20 protein-coding genes are annotated in these 17,516 nt (G+C 68.4%); 10 read left to right on the forward strand and 10 right to left on the reverse strand.

Translation table 11 applies throughout. The features are described from left to right. Nucleotides 1-21 precede the first annotated feature (21 nt). The 3 genes from ABIC32_RS06595 (at nt 22) to ABIC32_RS06605 (ending at nt 2,771) form a co-directional block, all read left to right on the forward strand. Nucleotides 22-1,083, forward strand: coding sequence for an NAD(P)-dependent alcohol dehydrogenase (locus ABIC32_RS06595; RefSeq protein WP_307509992.1), 1,062 nt, complete (start codon nt 22-24; stop codon nt 1,081-1,083). A gap of 145 nt (nt 1,084-1,228) precedes the next feature. After that, nucleotides 1,229-1,954 carry an acetoacetyl-CoA reductase gene (phbB, locus tag ABIC32_RS06600; protein WP_039244832.1) on the forward strand — a complete coding sequence of 242 codons (726 nt, stop codon included), beginning with the start codon at nt 1,229-1,231 and terminating at the stop codon, nt 1,952-1,954. 100 nt (nt 1,955-2,054) lie between these two features. Then, a complete protein-coding gene (locus ABIC32_RS06605; RefSeq protein ID WP_354074110.1) occupies nt 2,055-2,771 on the forward strand; it encodes a DUF4908 domain-containing protein in 717 nt (238 codons plus the stop codon). Here the strand turns inward: ABIC32_RS06605 and gloB are convergent. Continuing rightward, complete coding sequence (gene gloB, locus ABIC32_RS06610; RefSeq protein WP_354073289.1) at nt 2,768-3,496, reverse strand: hydroxyacylglutathione hydrolase; 729 nt, start codon at nt 3,494-3,496, stop codon at nt 2,768-2,770. The genes ABIC32_RS06605 and gloB overlap by 4 nt on opposite strands. 46 nt (nt 3,497-3,542) lie before the next feature. On the opposite strand from gloB, the gene ABIC32_RS06615 reads away from it, so the two are divergent. The 5 genes from ABIC32_RS06615 (at nt 3,543) to ABIC32_RS06635 (ending at nt 8,197) form a co-directional block, all read left to right on the forward strand. Next, nucleotides 3,543-4,286 carry a methyltransferase domain-containing protein gene (locus ABIC32_RS06615; RefSeq protein ID WP_307509983.1) on the forward strand — a complete coding sequence of 248 codons (744 nt, stop codon included), beginning with the start codon at nt 3,543-3,545 and terminating at the stop codon, nt 4,284-4,286. A 60-nt stretch (nt 4,287-4,346) separates the two neighbouring features. Further along, nucleotides 4,347-4,856: a SixA phosphatase family protein gene (locus ABIC32_RS06620; RefSeq protein ID WP_026108519.1), complete on the forward strand. Its 510-nt coding sequence runs from the start codon at nt 4,347-4,349 to the stop codon at nt 4,854-4,856. After that, nucleotides 4,853-5,197 (forward strand): DUF952 domain-containing protein, encoded by a 345-nt coding sequence (locus ABIC32_RS06625; protein WP_307509979.1) that lies wholly within the window; start codon nt 4,853-4,855, stop codon nt 5,195-5,197. Before ABIC32_RS06620 ends, ABIC32_RS06625 begins: the two co-directional genes overlap by 4 nt. After that, a complete protein-coding gene (locus tag ABIC32_RS06630) occupies nt 5,194-6,240 on the forward strand; it encodes a quinone-dependent dihydroorotate dehydrogenase (protein ID WP_091749754.1) in 1,047 nt (348 codons plus the stop codon). The genes ABIC32_RS06625 and ABIC32_RS06630 overlap by 4 nt, the downstream gene beginning before the upstream one ends. 70 nt (nt 6,241-6,310) lie before the next feature. Continuing rightward, nucleotides 6,311-8,197: an ATP-binding protein gene (locus tag ABIC32_RS06635; protein WP_354073293.1), complete on the forward strand. Its 1,887-nt coding sequence runs from the start codon at nt 6,311-6,313 to the stop codon at nt 8,195-8,197. On the opposite strand, the gene ABIC32_RS06640 is transcribed toward ABIC32_RS06635, so the two are convergent. After that, nucleotides 8,173-8,604: a very short patch repair endonuclease gene (locus ABIC32_RS06640; protein WP_354073295.1), complete on the reverse strand. Its 432-nt coding sequence runs from the start codon at nt 8,602-8,604 to the stop codon at nt 8,173-8,175. The genes ABIC32_RS06635 and ABIC32_RS06640 overlap by 25 nt on opposite strands. A gap of 48 nt (nt 8,605-8,652) precedes the next feature. Then, nucleotides 8,653-9,138 (reverse strand): peroxiredoxin, encoded by a 486-nt coding sequence (locus ABIC32_RS06645; protein WP_091749764.1) that lies wholly within the window; start codon nt 9,136-9,138, stop codon nt 8,653-8,655. Nucleotides 9,139-9,267: 129 nt separating this feature from the next. On the opposite strand from ABIC32_RS06645, the gene ABIC32_RS06650 reads away from it, so the two are divergent. Next, complete coding sequence (locus ABIC32_RS06650) at nt 9,268-9,837, forward strand: YqgE/AlgH family protein (RefSeq protein ID WP_174085350.1); 570 nt, start codon at nt 9,268-9,270, stop codon at nt 9,835-9,837. A gap of 23 nt (nt 9,838-9,860) precedes the next feature. Here ABIC32_RS06650 and ABIC32_RS06655 read toward each other — a convergent pair whose 3' ends face one another. From ABIC32_RS06655 to ABIC32_RS06675, 5 genes are all read right to left on the reverse strand, one after another. Continuing rightward, entirely contained in the window at nt 9,861-10,712 is an 852-nt protein-coding gene (locus ABIC32_RS06655) for an outer membrane protein (protein WP_091749766.1), read from the reverse strand. 139 nt (nt 10,713-10,851) lie between these two features. Next, the gene (locus ABIC32_RS06660) at nt 10,852-12,552 is read right to left on the reverse strand and encodes a bifunctional protein-serine/threonine kinase/phosphatase (protein ID WP_091749769.1); all 1,701 of its coding nucleotides are present in this window, start codon (nt 12,550-12,552) and stop codon (nt 10,852-10,854) included. A 42-nt stretch (nt 12,553-12,594) separates the two neighbouring features. Further along, a complete protein-coding gene (locus tag ABIC32_RS06665; RefSeq protein ID WP_091749772.1) occupies nt 12,595-13,377 on the reverse strand; it encodes a sulfite exporter TauE/SafE family protein in 783 nt (260 codons plus the stop codon). A 4-nt stretch (nt 13,378-13,381) separates the two neighbouring features. After that, the gene (locus ABIC32_RS06670; protein ID WP_354073299.1) at nt 13,382-13,930 is read right to left on the reverse strand and encodes a rhodanese family protein; all 549 of its coding nucleotides are present in this window, start codon (nt 13,928-13,930) and stop codon (nt 13,382-13,384) included. Between the two features lie 5 nt (nt 13,931-13,935). Next, nucleotides 13,936-14,268, reverse strand: a complete 333-nt coding sequence (locus ABIC32_RS06675; RefSeq protein WP_091749779.1) for an ArsR/SmtB family transcription factor — start codon at nt 14,266-14,268, stop codon at nt 13,936-13,938. Between the two features lie 71 nt (nt 14,269-14,339). Between ABIC32_RS06675 and ABIC32_RS06680 the strand changes: the two genes are divergently transcribed. Then, nucleotides 14,340-15,206 (forward strand): MBL fold metallo-hydrolase, encoded by an 867-nt coding sequence (locus ABIC32_RS06680; RefSeq protein WP_354073302.1) that lies wholly within the window; start codon nt 14,340-14,342, stop codon nt 15,204-15,206. Nucleotides 15,207-15,209: 3 nt separating this feature from the next. Here ABIC32_RS06680 and ABIC32_RS06685 read toward each other — a convergent pair whose 3' ends face one another. Continuing rightward, nucleotides 15,210-16,877, reverse strand: coding sequence for a putative bifunctional diguanylate cyclase/phosphodiesterase (locus tag ABIC32_RS06685; protein ID WP_045809768.1), 1,668 nt, complete (start codon nt 16,875-16,877; stop codon nt 15,210-15,212). A gap of 31 nt (nt 16,878-16,908) precedes the next feature. Continuing rightward, nucleotides 16,909-17,487, reverse strand: a complete 579-nt coding sequence (locus tag ABIC32_RS06690; protein WP_295172030.1) for a GNAT family N-acetyltransferase — start codon at nt 17,485-17,487, stop codon at nt 16,909-16,911. Nucleotides 17,488-17,516: the final 29 nt, after the last annotated feature.

The raw sequence follows: 17,516 nt of genomic DNA on the forward strand, positions 1-17,516 counted from the left end.
AAAGCCTGAAGGACTATTCCCATGCCGATCGCCACACGCGCCTTCGCCGCGACCGCCGCCGACAAGCCGCTGACGCCCTACAGCTTCGAGCGCCGTGATCCGGGTCCGAACGATGTGCTGATCGACATCAAATATTGCGGCGTCTGCCACTCCGACCTGCATGCCGCGCGCGGCGAGACGGGCGGCACAGCCTTCCCCTTGGTGCCGGGTCATGAGATCGCGGGCGTGGTCAAGGCGGTCGGATCGAACGTCACCCGCTTCAAGGAAGGCGACCGCGTCGGCGTCGGTTGCATGGTCGACAGCTGCCGTGAATGCGCCTCCTGCCAGGAAGGCGTCGAACAATATTGCATCCCCGGCTTTACCGGCACCTACGGCGGCAAGGACAAGAAGGGCGGCACGTCGGAAGCCATCACCCAGGGCGGCTATTCCGACCACATCACCGTCGATCAGCATTTCGTCCTGTCCATCCCCGACAGCCTGGCGCTGGACGTCGCCGCCCCCCTGCTGTGCGCCGGCATCACCACCTATTCGCCGCTGAAGGAATGGGGCGTGGGCCCCGGTTCCAAGGTCGCGGTCATCGGCCTGGGCGGCCTGGGCCATATGGCGGTCAAGCTGGCGGCGGCGATGGGGGCGGAAGTCACCGTCCTGTCCACCTCGGACCGCAAGAAGGCCGACGCGGAGCGGATGGGCGCCAAACACTTCCTGATCAACTCCGACAAGGATGCGATGAAGGCGGCGGCCGAGAAGTTCGACCTGATCATCAATACCGTCTCGGCCACGCACGAGATCGCCAGCCACATTCAGCTGCTGGCGCGCGACGGCACCATGATCATGCTGGGCCTCACTACCGAGGGCCTGCCGGTCTTCGCCCTGCCCCTGCTGTGGCGTCGTCGCCGCATCGCCGGCTCGTTGATCGGCGGCATTCGCGAAACGCAGGAGATGTTGGACTTCTGCGCCGAGCACGGCATCGCCTGCGACATCGAGACGATCGCTCCGGATCAGATCAACGACGCCTATGAGCGGATGCTGAAATCCGATGTCCGCTACCGCTTCGTCATCGACATGGAAAAGCTGGCCGCCTGATCGCCTGAGGCGAAGATCAACGAAACGCGACGGAGGCATGAAACTTCCGTCGCGTCAGATTCCCGCCTTGCGCGCTCGCGCTCGCACGTTAATCCTGAGCTGCGACAAGGCCTTCTGAAGGGTCTGCACAGGGACAGGAGACGATATGGCGCGCGTAGCTTTCGTGACGGGCGGGACCCGGGGCATCGGCAAGGCGATCGTCCAGCGCCTGCATGAGGACGGTTTCAAGGTCGCCGCCGGCTATTCCGGCAACGACGAGGCGGCCAAGGCCATCGCCGATGCGCTGGACGTCATGGTGGTCAAGGGCAACGTCGGCAGCTTCGACGACTGCGCCCGCGCGGTGAAGGAGGTCGAGGAACAGCTCGGCCCCATCGACATCCTGGTCAACAACGCCGGCATCACCCGCGACGGCTTCTTCCACAAGATGAGCCACGACCAGTGGTCCGACGTGATCCGCGTCAACATGGACAGCGTCTTCAACATGACGCGCCAGGTCATCAACGGCATGCGCGACCGGGGCCACGGGCGCATCGTCAACATCTCCTCGATCAACGGGCAGAAGGGTCAGATCGGCCAGACCAACTATTCCGCCGCCAAGGCCGGGATGATCGGCTTCACCAAGGCGCTGGCGCTGGAAAATGCGCGCAAGGGCGTGACCGTGAACTGCATCGCGCCGGGCTATATCGACACCGAAATGGTCGGCGCCATGGACCCCAAGGTGCTGGAAGGCATCATCAGCCACATCCCCGTCGGTCGCCTGGGCAAGGGCGAGGAGATCGCCGACATGGTGTCCTGGCTGGTGGGCGAGCGTGCCGGATATGTCACAGGCTGCACACTGTCGCTGAACGGCGGTCAGTACCTGGTGGGTTGAGGCGGGCTTCGCCCAAAATCCGCCGCGCGCGGGTTTCATCAAGTCTGTCATGAAGTTGTTGGGATCGGTCAGGGCGAAAAAATCGCCACGCGTGACCGCGATGGCGGTCGCCGCCATCGCGGTCATCGGCGTGGGCGTCGCCGCGCCCGTGGTCGTCCCGACCGAAAGCCAGGCCCAGTCCCGCCGGACCGTGCCGCCGACCGCCCGCTACGTCAGCAGCAATGGCCAGGGGTTCATCCTAGACACCTCCGGGTCGCGGCCTCTGATGCGGCTGGAACGCTCGACCGAAATCTGGGTCTTGCGGCCGACGCCCGCGCCGCGCGGCGACATCATCTATCGCAACGACAATGGCGATCAGGTGCTGAAGGTCACGCCCGACGGCGCGATCACCCTTTACACGACCACCGCGCCCCAAGGCTCGCCCGCCTCTCGGGTGGGCGAGGCGCAGGGCCTGGCCAGCGCGGCCATGACCGGAGCGCAGCTGGTCGATTATTTCATGCGTCAGAGCTACCGCGCCAGCCAGGCGATGGGCCGGCTGATCGTCATCGACGTCGATATCCAGCCCGGCTCTGAACAGGTTGCCGCCGACACCGTCTCGGCCGCCAGCGACGCCATCGTGCGCATGGCCAGATCCTCCAACCTGCGCGCCCAAGTCGAGCGGGTGCGCCGCGTCGTCGTATCGGATCAAGGACGTCCGGGCGTCAGCCTGGTCCAGGGCACGTTGAGGATCGTCATCGACGCCGACGCCGGCATCGCCGGCCGACCGTCGTCGGCCCGGATCGTGCGAGTCGTGGGCGGAGACGCCCTGAACCGCTAACCCTGGAAGCTGTCCTTGGCTGCCCGGCGCGCGGCGAACTGATCCGCGTCCGTGGCGGTCATGAACGGGTTGAACCTCTTCTCCACCCCCAGCGTCGTCGGCACGGTCGGTTCGCCCCGCTCACGCGCCGCGAAGATCGCCTCGGCATGGGCGGCGACCTCGGGCCGGTCATCCAGGCTCAGGGTGAAGCGCGCGTTCGAGGCCGTATATTCGTGCGCGCACCAGATCACGGTCTGGTCGGGCCAGGCCTTCAGCCGCTGCAGGCTGTCGAACATCTGCTCCGGCGTACCCTCGAACAACCGGCCGCAGCCCAAGGCGAACAGGGTGTCGCCGGTAAAGGCCAAGCCGTCCGCCGGCGCATGAAACACCACATGGCCGAGGGTGTGACCCGGCGTTTCGGTGACCTCGAACCGCGTCTCGCCCACCATCACCACATCGCCGTCAGCGATCACCCGGTCCAGCGGCGCGACCTTGCGCACCTCTTCCGGCCCGACGATTTCGCAAGCCCAGTCGGCCTTCAGCCGCGCGTTGCCCTCGGTGTGATCGGGGTGCCAGTGGGTGTTCAGGATCAGGTCCAGACGCCCCCAGCCCAGGCCTTCCAGCTCCTCCAGAATGCGCGCTGCATCCGGCGTATCGACCGCCGCGACCACGCCGGTCGCGGCGTCGCGGATCAGGAAGCCGTAGTTGTCGGCGCGGCAGGGAAACAGATGCACATCCAGAGTCATGCGCCCATCCTAGCAGCAGGGCCGCCGACAGGCCTATAGTGGGGCCATGCGGCGCAGCATCGACGAGCTTCGAACCTTCTACGGCGAGCCGACCGGAGCGCTGGCGCGACGGCTGGTGGCGCGACGGCTGGACGACGCCTGGGGCGAGGCGGCCGATTGCGACGTGCTGGGCATCGGTTACGCCACCCCTTGGCTGGACTCCTTCGTCGGCGCGCGGCGTGTCGTCGCGGCCATGCCGGGCGGGCAAGGCGTCGAACACTGGCCTACGGTCGGGCGCAACCGCACCCTGCTGGTTGACGACCGCCGCCTGCCCTTCCCCGCCGGAGCGTTCGACCGCATCCTGCTGGTCCACGCCCTGGAAGAGGCCGACGATCCCGCCGCCCTGCTACTGGAAGCGGTGCGCGCGCTTTCGCCGACCGGGCGCATCATCCTGGCGGCGGCGGCGCGCGGCGGCCTGTGGGCGCGGGCGGACAACACCCCCTTTGGTCATGGCCGACCCTTCACCCGGCGCCAGTTGGAACGACTGGTGCGCGATGTCGGGCTGGAGCCGATGGCCTGGTCCCAAACCCTGTATGTCCCGCCTTGGGGGCCGATGCTGCCCCTGGCCGAAGGATTCGAACAGGTCGGGCGCCGGGTCTTTCCCGGAACCGCCGGGCTGATCCTGCTGGAGGCCTCGCGCCACAGCTACGCCCGCATCCGCCCCAGCGGCCATGCCCAGCGCGTCGCCGCCCCCGTCCTGGCGCCCCAACCCGCCGCCTCCGTCTCTTCGCGGGGCGAACATCGCGACTGACGGGGAGTTGACCGTCGCTCCATCTGGCGGGGCGGGCGAAACCGCCTTATGGCGAAGGCCATGCACCGACTGATCCTGATGCGGCACGCCCAGGCCGAAGCCTCCGCTCCCTCCGGCGGCGACGAAGCCCGTCCCCTGTCGGCCGCCGGCCGCGCCGAGGCTCTGCTGATGGGGCGCGCCCTGGCCGAGCGGGGGCTGAAGCCGGACTTGGCGCTGGTGTCCACCGCCGTGCGCACCCGCCAGACCTGGGAGCAGATGCACGACGCTTTCGGCGATGTGGAAGTCCGCGACGAGGACGCCCTCTACAACGCTCCCTCCGACGTGATCCGCCGCTTCGTCGAGGCCAGCGAGGACGAGGCCGGCTGCCTGTTGATCCTGGCCCACAATCCGGGCGTCCATGTGCTGGCCGCCGAATATCTGATCGAAAGCGCCGCCTCGCCGGCCGTGGTGGACAAGCTGTCGGCCGGCTTCCCGACCGGCGCCGCCGCCCTGTTCAGTGTCGATGTCGCGGGGCGCTGCACCTACGAAGGCTTCCTGACGCCGCGATCGCTGGGCGCGCCATCCGCATGACAGACGTCGCCTACAAGATCGTCGATGCCGCCGAATGGCGCGCCGCCGTCGCCGAGGGCCGCTATGACGGCGCGCCCGTCGATCTGGCCGACGGCTACATCCACATGTCCACCCAGGCGCAACTGGCCGAGACCGCGCGACGGCACTTCGCCGGGCGCGGCGACCTGCTGCTGCTGACCGTCGATCTCAGCGGGTTCGGCGACGACCTGATCTGGGAGCCGTCGCGCGGCGGCGATCTGTTCCCGCATCTTTACGCCCCCCTGCCCGTCGCCGCCGTTACGGCATCGCGCGCCTTCTCGGTCACGGCCGAGGGCGAGATGGCGTTCGAGAACGACCGATGAGCCTGGTTGATGTGGGCGCCGCCCTGCTGCGTCGGCTGGACCCGGAGCAGGCACACCAGTTGGCGATCAAGGGTCTGGCCCTCGCCCCCCTGCCCGTCCCGCCCGCCGACGATCCGATCCTGAGAACACAGTTGGCGGGACTGGATCTGCCCAATCCGGTCGGTCTGGCGGCGGGTCTGGACAAGAACGGCGAGGCCCTGCGCGGCCTGTCGCGCCTCGGCTTCGGCTTCGTCGAATGCGGCTCGGTCACGCCCCGGCCCCAGCCCGGCAATCCCAAGCCCCGCCTGTTCCGCCTCAGCGAGGACCGGGCCATCATCAACCGGATGGGGTTCAACAACGCCGGGCTAGACGCCTTCGCCGAGCGGCTGGACCAGCGCCCGACGGGCGTCGTCGTGGGCGCCAATCTGGGGGCCAACAAGGACACCGAGGACAAGGCGGCCGACTACGTCGCCGGTCTGCAACGCCTTGCCGGCCGCGCTTCCTACTTCACCGTCAACATCTCCTCGCCCAATACGCCGGGCCTGCGCGCGCTTCAGGGCCGCGAGCAGTTGGACGACCTGTTGGGCCGCATCGACGCCGCCCGTCCCGTCGCCGCCCCTGACCGCGTGCCGGTCTTTTTGAAGATCGCGCCCGATCTGATCGCCGACGAGATCGGCATGATCGTCGAGGCCTCGCTGGCCCATCGGATCGACGGCCTGATCGTATCCAACACCACGCTGGAACGTCCCGAGACCCTGCGCTCGCCGGACGCCCGCGAGACGGGCGGCCTGTCCGGCGCGCCCATCCGTCCGTTCGCGGAAAAGGCCCTGCGCGCGGCGGCCGAGGCCGCCGCCGGTCGTCTGCCCCTGATCGCCGTCGGCGGCATCGACAGCGGGGCCGAAGCCTATGCCCGCATTCGCCTGGGGGCATCGGCGGTCCAGATCTATTCCGCCCTGATCTACGAGGGGCCCGGCCTGGTCGCCCGCATCACGCGTGACCTGGCCGCCCGCCTGCGCGCCGACGGCTTTTCCGCAGTAACAGACGCGGTCGGCGCGCCCCGTTGACGGAGCGTTAGTGTCGACACGTCTAGGGTGACCGATGCGAGCGATCTGCGTTCGTCATCCGAGAGCCTGAATGAAATCGACCGCCGTCGATATCGCTGAAAGCAGCTGGACCGCCGCCGTTCGCCAACGCTCGGGCGCTGCGGTGCAACGGCTCGTGGCGGCGGCGGCTGTCGCCCTGGTGGTGACGCCGATGGTCGGGGTGCGGTTCACCTTCGGCTGGGTCGTGCTGTATCTGGCGGTTCAGGCCATGGAGATGGTCGTGTATCGACCGATCCTGGAGGCGCCCGGAGAGCTTTCCAGCGGCCGAAAGCTGGCCGTCCTGACCGTCGTTGCGGTCAGTTCTACCGTCTTCGCCGCCCTGTCGCTGGTGATGTGGAAGATCGGCGGTGCCATCGGCGGCGTCAGCGCAGCCCTAATGCTGAGCGCCTGCATGTTGACGGCCATGCTGAATGCGAACCGCTGTCAGGCCGTGATGATCGCCGGCCTGGCCCCTCAGACCGGCTTCCTGCTGGCTACGCCTGTCTTCGTTTACGCTCTGGACGCCTCCGGCCCGCTGGTCATGTCGGCGGCCGCTGCGGTCGTGCTGTTCACCTTCTATGTCGCCATCACCGGCCAGCGCATGGTCGAGGCCAGCGCCAACGTCGTGCGCGCCCATGCCCTGGCCGAGGACTCCCGGCTCAAGGCAGAGCGCAGCCTGGCCGACCACACCACCTTCCTGGCCGCGATCAGCCATGACCTGCGCACCCCGATCGGCGCGATCCTGGCCGGCGCCGCCGAGTTGCGCTCGCCCGACGCCCAGTCGCGCAACAGCGCCAATCTGATCACCGACGCCGGCCTGATGATGAAGGCCCTGCTGGACGACCTGCTGGACCACACCCGGATCGGCGCCGGACGGATGACGGTGGAGGCCAAGGACTTCGACCTGCGGCAAATGCTGGCCCAGACCCTGATGCTGTGGCGCGGTGTCGCCGACGCCAAGGGGCTGAAGCTGCGCATCGAAGGCGCCTCGGCCATGCCGCGCCACGTCAAGGGTGACGTCATGCGCATCCGTCAGGTGCTGAACAACCTGCTGTCCAACGCCATGAAGTTCACCGAGCAGGGCCAGATCACCCTGCGGGTCCAGGCCTGGCCCGAGGAGCCGTCGGGATACGCGCTGCTGTTCGAAATCGTGGACACGGGTCCGGGCATGACGACCGACCAACTGGCCCGCCTGTTCACCCCGTTCGACCAGACCGCCGAGGGCGTCTCCGCCCGCTATGGCGGCTCGGGTCTGGGGCTGGCGATCAGCCGCAATCTGATCGACCTGATGGGCGGTCGGCTGACGGTGCGCAGCGCGTCGGGTCAGGGCTCGCGCTTCACCGTCTCCCTGATCCTGCCCCGCGGCGACGAGGCGGCGCAGATCGTCGAGGTCGTCGATGAAAGCCGCCTGGACATCGCCCGCTCGCTGACGCCCTCGGTCGCGCCCACGCCCCAGCCCGCGTACGTCGCCCCTTCGCCCGCACCTGAGCCCGAGCCGGTGGCTGCGACGCCTGCGGCCGCCGACGAGGCCGAAGACCAACCGCTGCGCCTGCTGGTCGTGGACGATCACGACATCAACCGCCGCGCGGTGCAGTTGATCCTTCAGCCGCTGGGCTGCGAGATCACGACCGCCGCCGACGGCATGGTCGCCCTTGAACGCTGCAGTGAAGCGGTGTTCGACGTCATCTTCATGGATGTGCGCATGCCCGAGCTGGACGGGCGCGAGACGACGCGTCGGCTGCGCGCCGGCGGCGGACCCAACGCCGCCACCCCGGTCGTCGCCGTCACCGCCGACACCGCGCCCGAGGACGTCGCGGCCTGTCAGGCGGCCGGTATGGCCTATTTCGTCTCCAAGCCCCTGACGCCGCCCGCCCTGATCGGCGCCTTGCAGCACGTCCTGAACGACACCGCCGCTCAGGCCGCGACCGAGGCCGCCTGACCCCGGACGCCCGCGACAAGGCGCGCGGCGAAATCAGGCTGTTTCATCTCGCATTCCCAGACGACGACCACGCGCCAGCCCGACGCCTCCAACGCCGTTACGGCGGCGGCGTCGCGCGCGCGGTTGCGGTCAATCTTGGCGATCCAGTAATCGGCGTTGGTCTTGGGCTGGCGTGATCCACGGGCGCAATCATGGCCGTGCCAGGAGCAGCCGTGGACGAACAGGGCGACCTTGCGGCCCTTCATCACCACATCCGGGCGACCCGGCAGGCCCATGCCGCCCAGCCGATAGCCGATCCCGGCCGCACGCAGGATCCTGCGCACGGCCAGTTCCGGCGACGTGTTCCGCCCCTTCACGCGACGCATCACAGCGCTGCGCTTCTCGGGGCTGAACACATCCGAACTCACGATCAATCCACGCTCAAGTAGCGAAGCGTTAGCGTGGATTGATCCAATTTAGAGCTGCGCCAGCAGATGCTCGGCCGAGGACACCTTGAACTCGCCGCCCTGTTCGATGTTCAACTGCTCGACCACGCCGTCCTTGACCAGCATGGAATAGCGCTGCGAGCGCTCGCCCAGGCCGAAGCCAGAACCGTCCAGCACCAGACCCAGGGCGCGGGTCAATTCGCCGTTGCCGTCGGCCAGCATGACGATGCTGTCGTCGGTAACGCCTTGGCTTTCGCCCCAGGCCTTCATGACGAAGGCGTCGTTGACCGAGATGCAGGCGACCGTATCGACGCCCTTGCCCTGGATGTCGGCCAAGTGATCCTTGAAGCCCGGCAGGTGGCGCGCCGAGCAGGTGGGGGTGAAGGCGCCCGGCACGGCGAACAGGGCCACGGTCTTGCCGGCGAAGATGTCGTCGGTGCTGACGGGCTTGGGGCCCTCGGCGGTCGCTTGGGCGAGGGTTGCGTTCGGGATGCGATCGCCGATCTGAATGGTCATGTCTGTCTCGCTGAGGTTTGAGGCCGGCGCGTTTGAACGGCCGTGTGCGACACATAGACACCACGGGCGACACCGCAAGCGCCGGTTCGGCTTGCTTGCGCCGCTTTCCGGACGGATGATGTGAAGATCATGAGCGAAGCCTCCACCCTGACCGGCCGACTGCTGGTCGCCATGCCCGGGATCGACGACGCCCGGTTCGAGCACGCCGTCATCCTGATCTGCGCACACGGGCCCGATCACGCCATGGGCCTGCGGCTGGATCGACCGGCGCCGGGCGTGGATCTGAAGACGGTTCTGGACAAGCTGGATGCGCCGGCGCCGGATCAATCCATCGGTCGCGCGGTCCTGATGGGCGGACCGGTCGAGCGCGAGCGCGGCTTCGTCCTGCACACCGACGACTGGACGGTCGGCGACGACACCCTGGCCTTCGGCGACGGTCTGGCGATGACCGGCACGCGCGAGGCGCTGGCCGCCATGACCGACGAGATCGCCGGTCCGCGCCGCTCGGCCCTGTTGCTGGGCTACGCCGGCTGGGGCGAGGGGCAGTTGGAGGAGGAGTTGGCCGACAACGTCTGGCTGACCGCCGACGCCGATCTGGACCTGATTTTCGACGGCGAACACACGTCGAAATGGACGCGCGCCCTCGCCCAGCTGGGCGTGGACGCGGCCATGCTGTCAAGCCAGGGCGGCCGGGCCTGAAGCCAGACCGCCCCGTTTGACGATTAGAAGCGGTAGTTCATGCCGATGCGGAACATGTGGGTTCCGAAGCGACCGTTGCCGCGCACCATGTCCGTGCCCGTCGTGTTCGGGGCCAGGACGAACGGGTTGGTGGCGGGCGCCGTGCCACGGCCGACGCGGATGACCGGGCTGTCGACGTCCAGCGAGGTGTAGAGGTATTCGCCGCTGACCGTCAGACCGCGACCCAGGGCGTATTCTACGCCGCCGCCGGCCTGCCAGCCGTCGCCGTCATCGCCCTCGCTGGTTTCAGTGAAGCTGTTGGCCAGGTTCGAGGTGCGGAACTTGTTCTCGAACTTGCCGTAGGCGTAACCGCCGGTGCCGTAAATCAGCGCCGGGCCGACCGCATAGCCCAGCTTCAAACGGGCGGCCGCCGTGCTCTGCAGCTCGCGCGTGAAGGTGTAGAAGGCCGGGGTGGTCGAAAAGCCGGTCACCGAATCCTGAACATTGTTGACGCTGTATTCCGCCAGGGCGCCGACGACGAAGTTGCCGAACTGCATGTCGTAACCGGCGCGAACGCCCGCCTCGACACCATCGTTGTCATCACGGCAGCCGGTTCCCGGCGCGGTGCTGGTCGCCATGCCGCCGCAGAAGCCGGGGCTGAAGGCGTTGGTTCCGACGGTGGCGGGGGCGACAGGCGCAGTGGTGACCTGGTCGCCATAGTTGCCGTCCAGATTGCGGTCGAAGCGCAGGATCTCGTCGCCGTCGTCGTTCGACTGGTTGTAGCCGCCGAAGATGCCGATGTAGGGGCCGGACCAGTCGGGGGCCACGGACTGGGCCAGGGCGGGGGTGGAAACCATGGCCAGGGCCAGGGCGCTGGAGGCGAGGGTCTTGATCATTTGGGGAGGCTTTCGTGCCGAAAGTGCGGGCGCGACATCCCCGCTCGCCGTCACAAAAGCCGAAGGCGGCCACAGGTTCCCTACAGTTCCCATCGCCAAATGTCGCACATCCAAAGGCTTCGGTTGAACGTAGGCCGGCCTAGCGCGTCGCCATCGACACCAGAAAAGCGATCAGCAGGACCAGGCTGATCCCCTGCCAGAACCGCACCGGATCACGCTCGATCAGGGACAGCTGGCGCGGCGGCGGAGCGGCGACAGCGCTGCCGGTCTCCAGCACATGGATCAGTTCCTCGACATCCTCGAACCGCTCGTTCGGGTCGATGGCGACGGCGCGCATGATGGCCGCCTCCAGCCAGGCGGGCATATCCGGCCGGTGTCGCGTCGGCGGCGCAGGCGCCCGATCGAAACGCGGCGCATCGGTCGGATCCACCTCGCCCCACGGATAGGTGCGCGTGAACAGACGATATAGCGTCACCCCCAGGGCGAACTGATCCGTGGCGGCGTCGCCGCTCTCGCCGGCATACATTTCCGGCGCCTTATAGCCGGCGGTGCCCGGCGCCTCGGCCTCGGCGAACTCCTCGGCCAGCCGCAGGCGCGCAACGCCCAGATCGACCAGTTTCAGCCCGCCCTGTGTCTCCAGGATCACATTGTCCGGCTTGATGTCGCGGTGCGTCACCCCCGCCCGGTGCAGGGCCGAAACCGCCCGCGACAGACGCAGGGCCACGCCGATTCCTTCGGCGATCTCGAACGGCCCCTCCTGCGCCAACCGCGCATGCAGGGTCTGACCAGCATGAAAGGGCTGGGCGATATAGAGACGGCTCTGGCGACCCGCATCCAGGCTCAGCACCTTGCCGACGAAGGGGCTGTCGATGCGCCGTCCGATAAAGGCCTCGCGCAGAAAGGCGGTGCGCGCCCCGCGCTCGGACACCACGGCGGGCTTGGGAAACTTCAGCACCACCATGCCTGCGTCGCCTAGCGTATCCTTGGCCAGGAACAGGGTCGTGTACCGCCCGTCCGCCACGACCCGCTGAAGCGCGAAGCCGTCAACGTTGTCGCCGACGGCCGGCGGCGGCAGGATGGCGAGGCCTTCCGCCTCGGCCGTGATCGCCTCCCAGTCGGGCGCGCCGGTGCGGACCACGTCGATGACGATGGCCGTTGCGTTGTCGCGCTGCCCCGCCGCCTCGACCTCGGCCAGGATCGCCTTGGCGTCCGCATCGGGCGAACTGCGCCGTCCCAACAGGCCGGCGATCACCGCATCGGCCAGCACCCCATGCACCCCGTCGGTGGTCAGCAGCAGCCGGTCGTGCGGCTCCAGCCGCACTTGCCGGACGTCCAGCTTCACATCCGCCTCGATGCCCACGGCGCGATACAGAACATGGCTCAGCCCCTGCTGGGCGCGCGTGTGGTCCTCCGTCAGCCGCGTCAGAACGCCATCGCGGAAATGCCAGGCCCGGCTGTCGCCCACATGAAGCGCCGTCGCCTCGCGCCCACGCAGGATCAGGGCCGTGAACGTCGTCGCCGCCCCCTCCATGGCCGGATCGATCCGTCCCCGCGAATGGAGCCAGCGGTTGAAGCCCCGCAGCGCCTTGATGCCGTTGGCGGCGATCCCGTTCAGCGGGTTCTGATCCAGATAGCCGTCGATGAAGCTGCGCGTCGTCAGCTCGGCGGCCATCCGCCCGGCCTTGGACCCCGACACCCCGTCGGCGATCACCGCCACGACCCCGTGTTCGCGCTGCTCGGCCGCCGTGCCGATGTGGACGCCGCCGAAATCCTGATTATCCGCCTTGGGCCCCTGCAAGGTCGCAAAGCCGGCGGCGATCTCCAGTCTGGCGTCGGTCATGGGCGGAACTGTCGTCGAAAGACGGCCCGCTGAACAGAGGTCTCAGAGCGCCAGGATCGCGCGCACCGCGACATAGGCGGAGACCACCAGGATCAGGCTCGCAAACAGGATGCGCCCAAGCCGGGCGTTCGACCCCAGCCGGCGCGCCAGCGGCAGACCCGCCGCCGTCCCGGCGACCCCGCCGACCGCCATGGCCGCGACCAGGCCCGGATCGACCCAGCCCGACAGCGCATAGTTGCCCGCCGTCGTCGCTCCGAATGCGGCGACGCTGAGCAGCGAGGTCGCCTGGGCGGTCGCCAGGCTCATGCCCGTCGACGCCATCAGGCCGGGCACGATCAGAAAGCCGCCGCCGATGCCGAAGAAGCCGGCGGCCGAGCCGACGCCGGCGCCCGCCATGCCGGCGCGCGGCGACATGGACCAGTTCAGCCGGGGCTCGTCCCGCGCGACCGCCGCCTTGGGACGCAGCATCGACACGCCCACGGCCGCCATGGCCACGGCGAAGATCAGCAGCAGCTGATGGCCGTCGATCATCTTGGCCAGGGACGAACCGAACCAGGCCCCGGCCGCGCCGGTGATGGCGAACAGGGTCGCGCAGGGCCAGCGCACCCGCCCTGCCCTGGCGTGACCGGCCAGAGCCGTCAGGGCGTTCAGCGCCACCCCCGCCGCCGACACGCCGATGGCGACATGGGGATCGGCGACGCCGACGACATAGAGCAGCAGCGGCACGGCCAGAACCGACCCGCCGCCGCCGAACAAGGTCAGCAGCAGGGCGACGACGACGCCGCTGAAGGCGGTCAGAACCAGCGGGGTCAGTTCGGTCGTCACCGGATCACGCCGCTCTCGTCACGGGCCGGCTCGCGGCTCTGTTCCAGGGCATCACGGCCAGCAGCCGCGCCATGCCGCAAAATCCCGTCGCGCCCGCGACGAACAGGCCCGCGCCGACGAAGGTCGAAAGACCCCAGAAGGCTGGATGCACCAACGTCCCCAACGCCGCACCGATCAGGATCAGGCCGCCCGCGACCGTCTGCACCTGACGCATCAGTTCGATCGGCTTTGAGCGGTCGGCGTGGATGGCCAGGCCCTGCGCCTTCCATGCGTCCAGCCCGCCTTCAATGACAAAGGCTTGGCCCGTCGTCTTCGCCGCCAGACGGTAGCAGTTGACGCCCGTCCGATTGCCGGTTCGGCAGGTGAAGATGACGTCGCGGCCGTCGGCGCCAGCCGGCGTGTAGGCGTCGAAGGCCGACAGCGGCGCATGGACGGCGCCGACGACATGCTCTCTGGCGAACTCGTCGGGCTCGCGAATGTCGACCAGCACGGCCGTGTTCTGCTTCAGCCGGCGCGAAACCTCGGCGGGGGACAGGGGGGTCAGGACGCTCATCGGGATCATGCCTTTTCGGAGGAAACAGGAGGACAATAGATTTCAGCCAGCACGGCGATGACCTTCAGAACGGCCGGATCGGCGATGCGGTAGAAGATGGTCGTGCCCTCCCGACGCGTGCTCACCAGCGCCTCATCGCGTAGCTTGGCCAGGTGCTGGGACAGGGCCGATTGCGACAGGCCGACGTGGGGCAGCAGCTGGCCGACGGACATCTCACCTTCGCCCAACTGACACAGGATCATCAGCCGCTTCTCGTTGGACAGGGCGCGCAGCAACGCCGCCGCCTCGCCTGCGCTGGCCTGGAATCGCTCAAGTCCGATGGTCTGAAGGTCAATCATGGAGCGCAATATATGCGCACTTGCTAAATAAGCAATACCTAATATATTGGACTGCGAAAAGAGCTTCCTCCATGGCCCAATCCCCCGACGTCCGCGGCTTTTTCGATCCCGCGACCCACACCATCACCTATCTGGTCAGCGACCCCGCGACGGGTCAGGCGGCGATCATCGACCCCGTCCTGGACTTCGACGCGCCCTCGGCCCGCACCTCGACGCGGTCGATCGACGCCGTCATGGCGGCGCTGCGGTCGGAGGGGCTGACGCTGGCCCTGGTGCTCGAAACCCACGCCCACGCCGACCACCTGACGGCGGCGGCGCACCTGCGTACGATGACGGGCGTGTCCATCGGCATCGGCGGACGGATCACCCAGGTTCAGTCGGCCTTCGCCCCCCTGTTCGGCGCCGACGACGTGCGCCCGGACGGGGCCGTCTTCGATCATCTGTACGCCGACGGCGACGCCTTCACGCTGGGCGATCTGACGGTCGAGGTGATCCACACGCCCGGCCACACCCCCGCCTGCGTCAGCTACCGGATCGGCGATGCGGTCTTCACCGGCGACACCCTGTTCATGCCCGACTACGGCACGGCGAGAACGGACTTTCCCGGCGGCGACGCCCGGACCCTTTACCGCTCGATCCAGCGCCTGCTGGCCCTGCCCAACGAGACCCGCATCTTCGTCGGCCACGACTATCTGCCCCAGGGCCGCACCGACTTCCGGTTCGAGACCACCGTGGCCGAACAGCGCGCGCAGAACATCCACATCGGCGGCGGCGCATCGGAGGACGCCTTCGTCGCCATGCGAGAGGCCCGCGACGCCACCCTGGGCGCGCCGCAGCTGATCCTGCCCTCGCTTCAGGTCAATATCCGCGCCGGCGACCTGCCGCCCCCGGACGCCAACGGCCAGCGCTACCTGCGCCTGCCGCTAAACGCGATCTGAGCCCTAAGCCGACCGCTGCTTCAGCGGCGCGGTGCCATCGGCCAGGCTTTCGGCCAGATAGACCTCGGCCTCCTGCGCCGGCAGGGCGGGCGCATAGCCGAAGCCCTGGCCGTAGTGGCATTGGGCGTCCAGCAGCAGGCGGGCCAGTTCGGCGTTCTCCACGCCCTCGGCGACGACTTCCAGCGACAGGTCGCGGCCCAGATTGACCACCGACTTGACGATCTTGGCCGAGCCTTCGTCCTTGTTCATCGTCAGCACGAAATAGCGGTCGATCTTCAGCGTATCGAACGGCAGGCGCGCCAGATAAGACAGTGACGAGAAGCCGGTGCCGAAGTCGTCCAGCGCCAGCGAGGCCCCGACGTCCTTCAGCGATTGCAGCACCTCGGCGGCCCGCGCGGTGTCGCGCATGATGTCGCCCTCGGTGACTTCCAGCTTGAGCGCGCCCTTGGGCAGGCCTGTCTCCTTGATGATTCGCGCCACGTCCTCGCACAGGTGCGGGCGCTCGATCTCGCCGACCGACAGGTTGACGCTGCAGAACAGCTTGCCGGCCAGCGGATGGCGTTCGATCCATTCGGCCAGCTGACGCGCCGATTGGGTCATCATCAGCAGGCCCAGGTCGTTCATCATGCCCAGGTCGGCCGTCAGGCCCAGGAACTCGTCCGGCGGCACCAGACCCCGGCGTGGGTGACGCCAGCGCGCCAGGGCCTCGAAACCGGCGACGGCCCCCGTGTTCAGGTTCACGATCGGCTGGAAGAAGGGCACGATCTCGCCGCGCACGAAGGCGTTCCTCAGATCCGCCTCCAGCGCCAGACGGCTCAAGCTGTCGCTTTCCAGCGCCCGGCCATAGGCGGCCGATCCGCCGCGCCCGGCGCCCTTGGCCGATTCCACCGCCAGCTCGACCCGGCGCAACAGTTCGGCGGCGTCGGGCGCATCCGGCCCGCCCTCCACCATCACCGCCCCGATGGAGACGGTCGGATAGATGTCGAAGCCCGCGACCCGCAGCGGCTGTTCCAGCGCGTCGCGCACGCGGTAGCTGGTGTGCGAGGCGGTCTTGGGGACGATGATGGCGAACTCGTCCTCGCCGATCCGTGCGGCTGAGGCGTCCTTGTTGAAGGCGGCGGCCAGACGTGAGCCTAGGGCCGACAGCACCAGGTCGGTCCGCTCGTGCCCTAGCGCCTCGTTCAGACGCCGCAGCCGGTCCACGTCGCCGACGACGATCTCGTATTCGCCAGGCTGGGTCAGCACCTCGCTGACGCGGGCCAGAAAGGCGCGACGATCCAGAAGGCCCGTCAGAGTATCGCGGTCCGATCCGGCGAACTTGGTCTCCAGCGCCACGACGCCGGCGGCGCGCAAGCCGTCTTCGAGCCAGACGCCGCGCCACAGACAGGTCTCGGACCCGCGCATGCGCAGACGCACGGCGATCTCGGCACCCTCGTCCTGGGGTTTGAGCATCCGCTCGGCCAGACTGCGATCTTGCGGCATCGCCAGGGCGACGAATCCGGCCGCCGTGCATTCCGGCGCAAGCGGCCCCAGGCCCAGCGATCGCGTAGCCCCGGTGAACCGCAGCTCGTCCGCCGCGGGCGTCCAGACCCACAGGGCCGTTTCGGCGGCGGCCAGCGCCTCGATGGCGGTCGTGGCGTCCCAGGCCAGCGATCGGGATCGTGGTGTCACGCGTCTCGCCCTTCCAGACGGCCCCCGGCCGTCAACGCTCGTCCTCGACCAGGCCGAACAACAAATGGTCTGCCCACTCGCCGTTAATTTTCAAATAAGCGCGAGCCCGACCTTCGTTGCGAAAACCGGATTTCTCCAGCACCCGTCGCGACCCGTGATTGGTGGGCAGACAGGCCGCCTCCAGCCGGTGCAGCTTCAGCTTGTCGAACGCGTATCCGACCACGGCCCGGACGCCCGCCGTCGCCACCCCCTGACCGGAAAACGGCTGACCGATCCAGTAGCCCAGCGTCCCCGTCTCGGCGACGCCGCGCCGCACGTTCGACAGGGTCACCGCCCCCGCCAGGGCCTTGCCGTCCTGCACGAAGACGAAGAAGGGCCAGGCGTTGCCCAGCTCCATCTCGCGCGCATAGATCGACAGCCGGCGCCGGAAGGCCGCCTTGGTCAGGTCGTCCTCGGGCCAGGCCGGCTCCCACGGCTGCAGATAGTCGCGCGAGCCGTCGCGCAGCGTGGACCAGGCGGCGTAGTCGGCGGCACGCGGCGGACGCAACAACACGCCGTCCCCCCGGATCACGGGTCCGGCCACATCGCTCATCCAGTCCAGAAGCGCCATCGATGGAGACTATAGCATTAAGATTCGGC

This window comes from Brevundimonas sp. 1080 (assembly GCF_040545985.1).
Classification (GTDB): Bacteria; Pseudomonadota; Alphaproteobacteria; order Caulobacterales; family Caulobacteraceae; genus Brevundimonas.

What these genes read in the sequence shown, in the direction of transcription:
- ABIC32_RS06645 (WP_091749764.1), bottom strand. Translation starts at nt 9,138, where the DNA reads ATGACCATTCAGATCGGCGATCGCATCCCGAACGCAACCCTCGCCCAA.
- ABIC32_RS06595 (WP_307509992.1), top strand. Translation starts at nt 22, where the DNA reads ATGCCGATCGCCACACGCGCCTTCGCCGCGACCGCCGCCGACAAGCCG.
- ABIC32_RS06680 (WP_354073302.1), top strand. Translation starts at nt 14,340, where the DNA reads ATGGCCCAATCCCCCGACGTCCGCGGCTTTTTCGATCCCGCGACCCAC.
- ABIC32_RS06690 (WP_295172030.1), bottom strand. Translation starts at nt 17,487, where the DNA reads ATGGCGCTTCTGGACTGGATGAGCGATGTGGCCGGACCCGTGATCCGG.
- ABIC32_RS06620 (WP_026108519.1), top strand. Translation starts at nt 4,347, where the DNA reads ATGCACCGACTGATCCTGATGCGGCACGCCCAGGCCGAAGCCTCCGCT.
- ABIC32_RS06650 (WP_174085350.1), top strand. Translation starts at nt 9,268, where the DNA reads ATGAGCGAAGCCTCCACCCTGACCGGCCGACTGCTGGTCGCCATGCCC.
- ABIC32_RS06655 (WP_091749766.1), bottom strand. Translation starts at nt 10,712, where the DNA reads ATGATCAAGACCCTCGCCTCCAGCGCCCTGGCCCTGGCCATGGTTTCC.
- phbB (WP_039244832.1), top strand. Translation starts at nt 1,229, where the DNA reads ATGGCGCGCGTAGCTTTCGTGACGGGCGGGACCCGGGGCATCGGCAAG.
- ABIC32_RS06670 (WP_354073299.1), bottom strand. Translation starts at nt 13,930, where the DNA reads ATGAGCGTCCTGACCCCCCTGTCCCCCGCCGAGGTTTCGCGCCGGCTG.
- ABIC32_RS06660 (WP_091749769.1), bottom strand. Translation starts at nt 12,552, where the DNA reads ATGACCGACGCCAGACTGGAGATCGCCGCCGGCTTTGCGACCTTGCAG.
- ABIC32_RS06615 (WP_307509983.1), top strand. Translation starts at nt 3,543, where the DNA reads ATGCGGCGCAGCATCGACGAGCTTCGAACCTTCTACGGCGAGCCGACC.
- ABIC32_RS06605 (WP_354074110.1), top strand. Translation starts at nt 2,055, where the DNA reads ATGGCGGTCGCCGCCATCGCGGTCATCGGCGTGGGCGTCGCCGCGCCC.
- ABIC32_RS06625 (WP_307509979.1), top strand. Translation starts at nt 4,853, where the DNA reads ATGACAGACGTCGCCTACAAGATCGTCGATGCCGCCGAATGGCGCGCC.
- ABIC32_RS06635 (WP_354073293.1), top strand. Translation starts at nt 6,311, where the DNA reads ATGAAATCGACCGCCGTCGATATCGCTGAAAGCAGCTGGACCGCCGCC.
- ABIC32_RS06675 (WP_091749779.1), bottom strand. Translation starts at nt 14,268, where the DNA reads ATGATTGACCTTCAGACCATCGGACTTGAGCGATTCCAGGCCAGCGCA.
- ABIC32_RS06630 (WP_091749754.1), top strand. Translation starts at nt 5,194, where the DNA reads ATGAGCCTGGTTGATGTGGGCGCCGCCCTGCTGCGTCGGCTGGACCCG.
- gloB (WP_354073289.1), bottom strand. Translation starts at nt 3,496, where the DNA reads ATGACTCTGGATGTGCATCTGTTTCCCTGCCGCGCCGACAACTACGGC.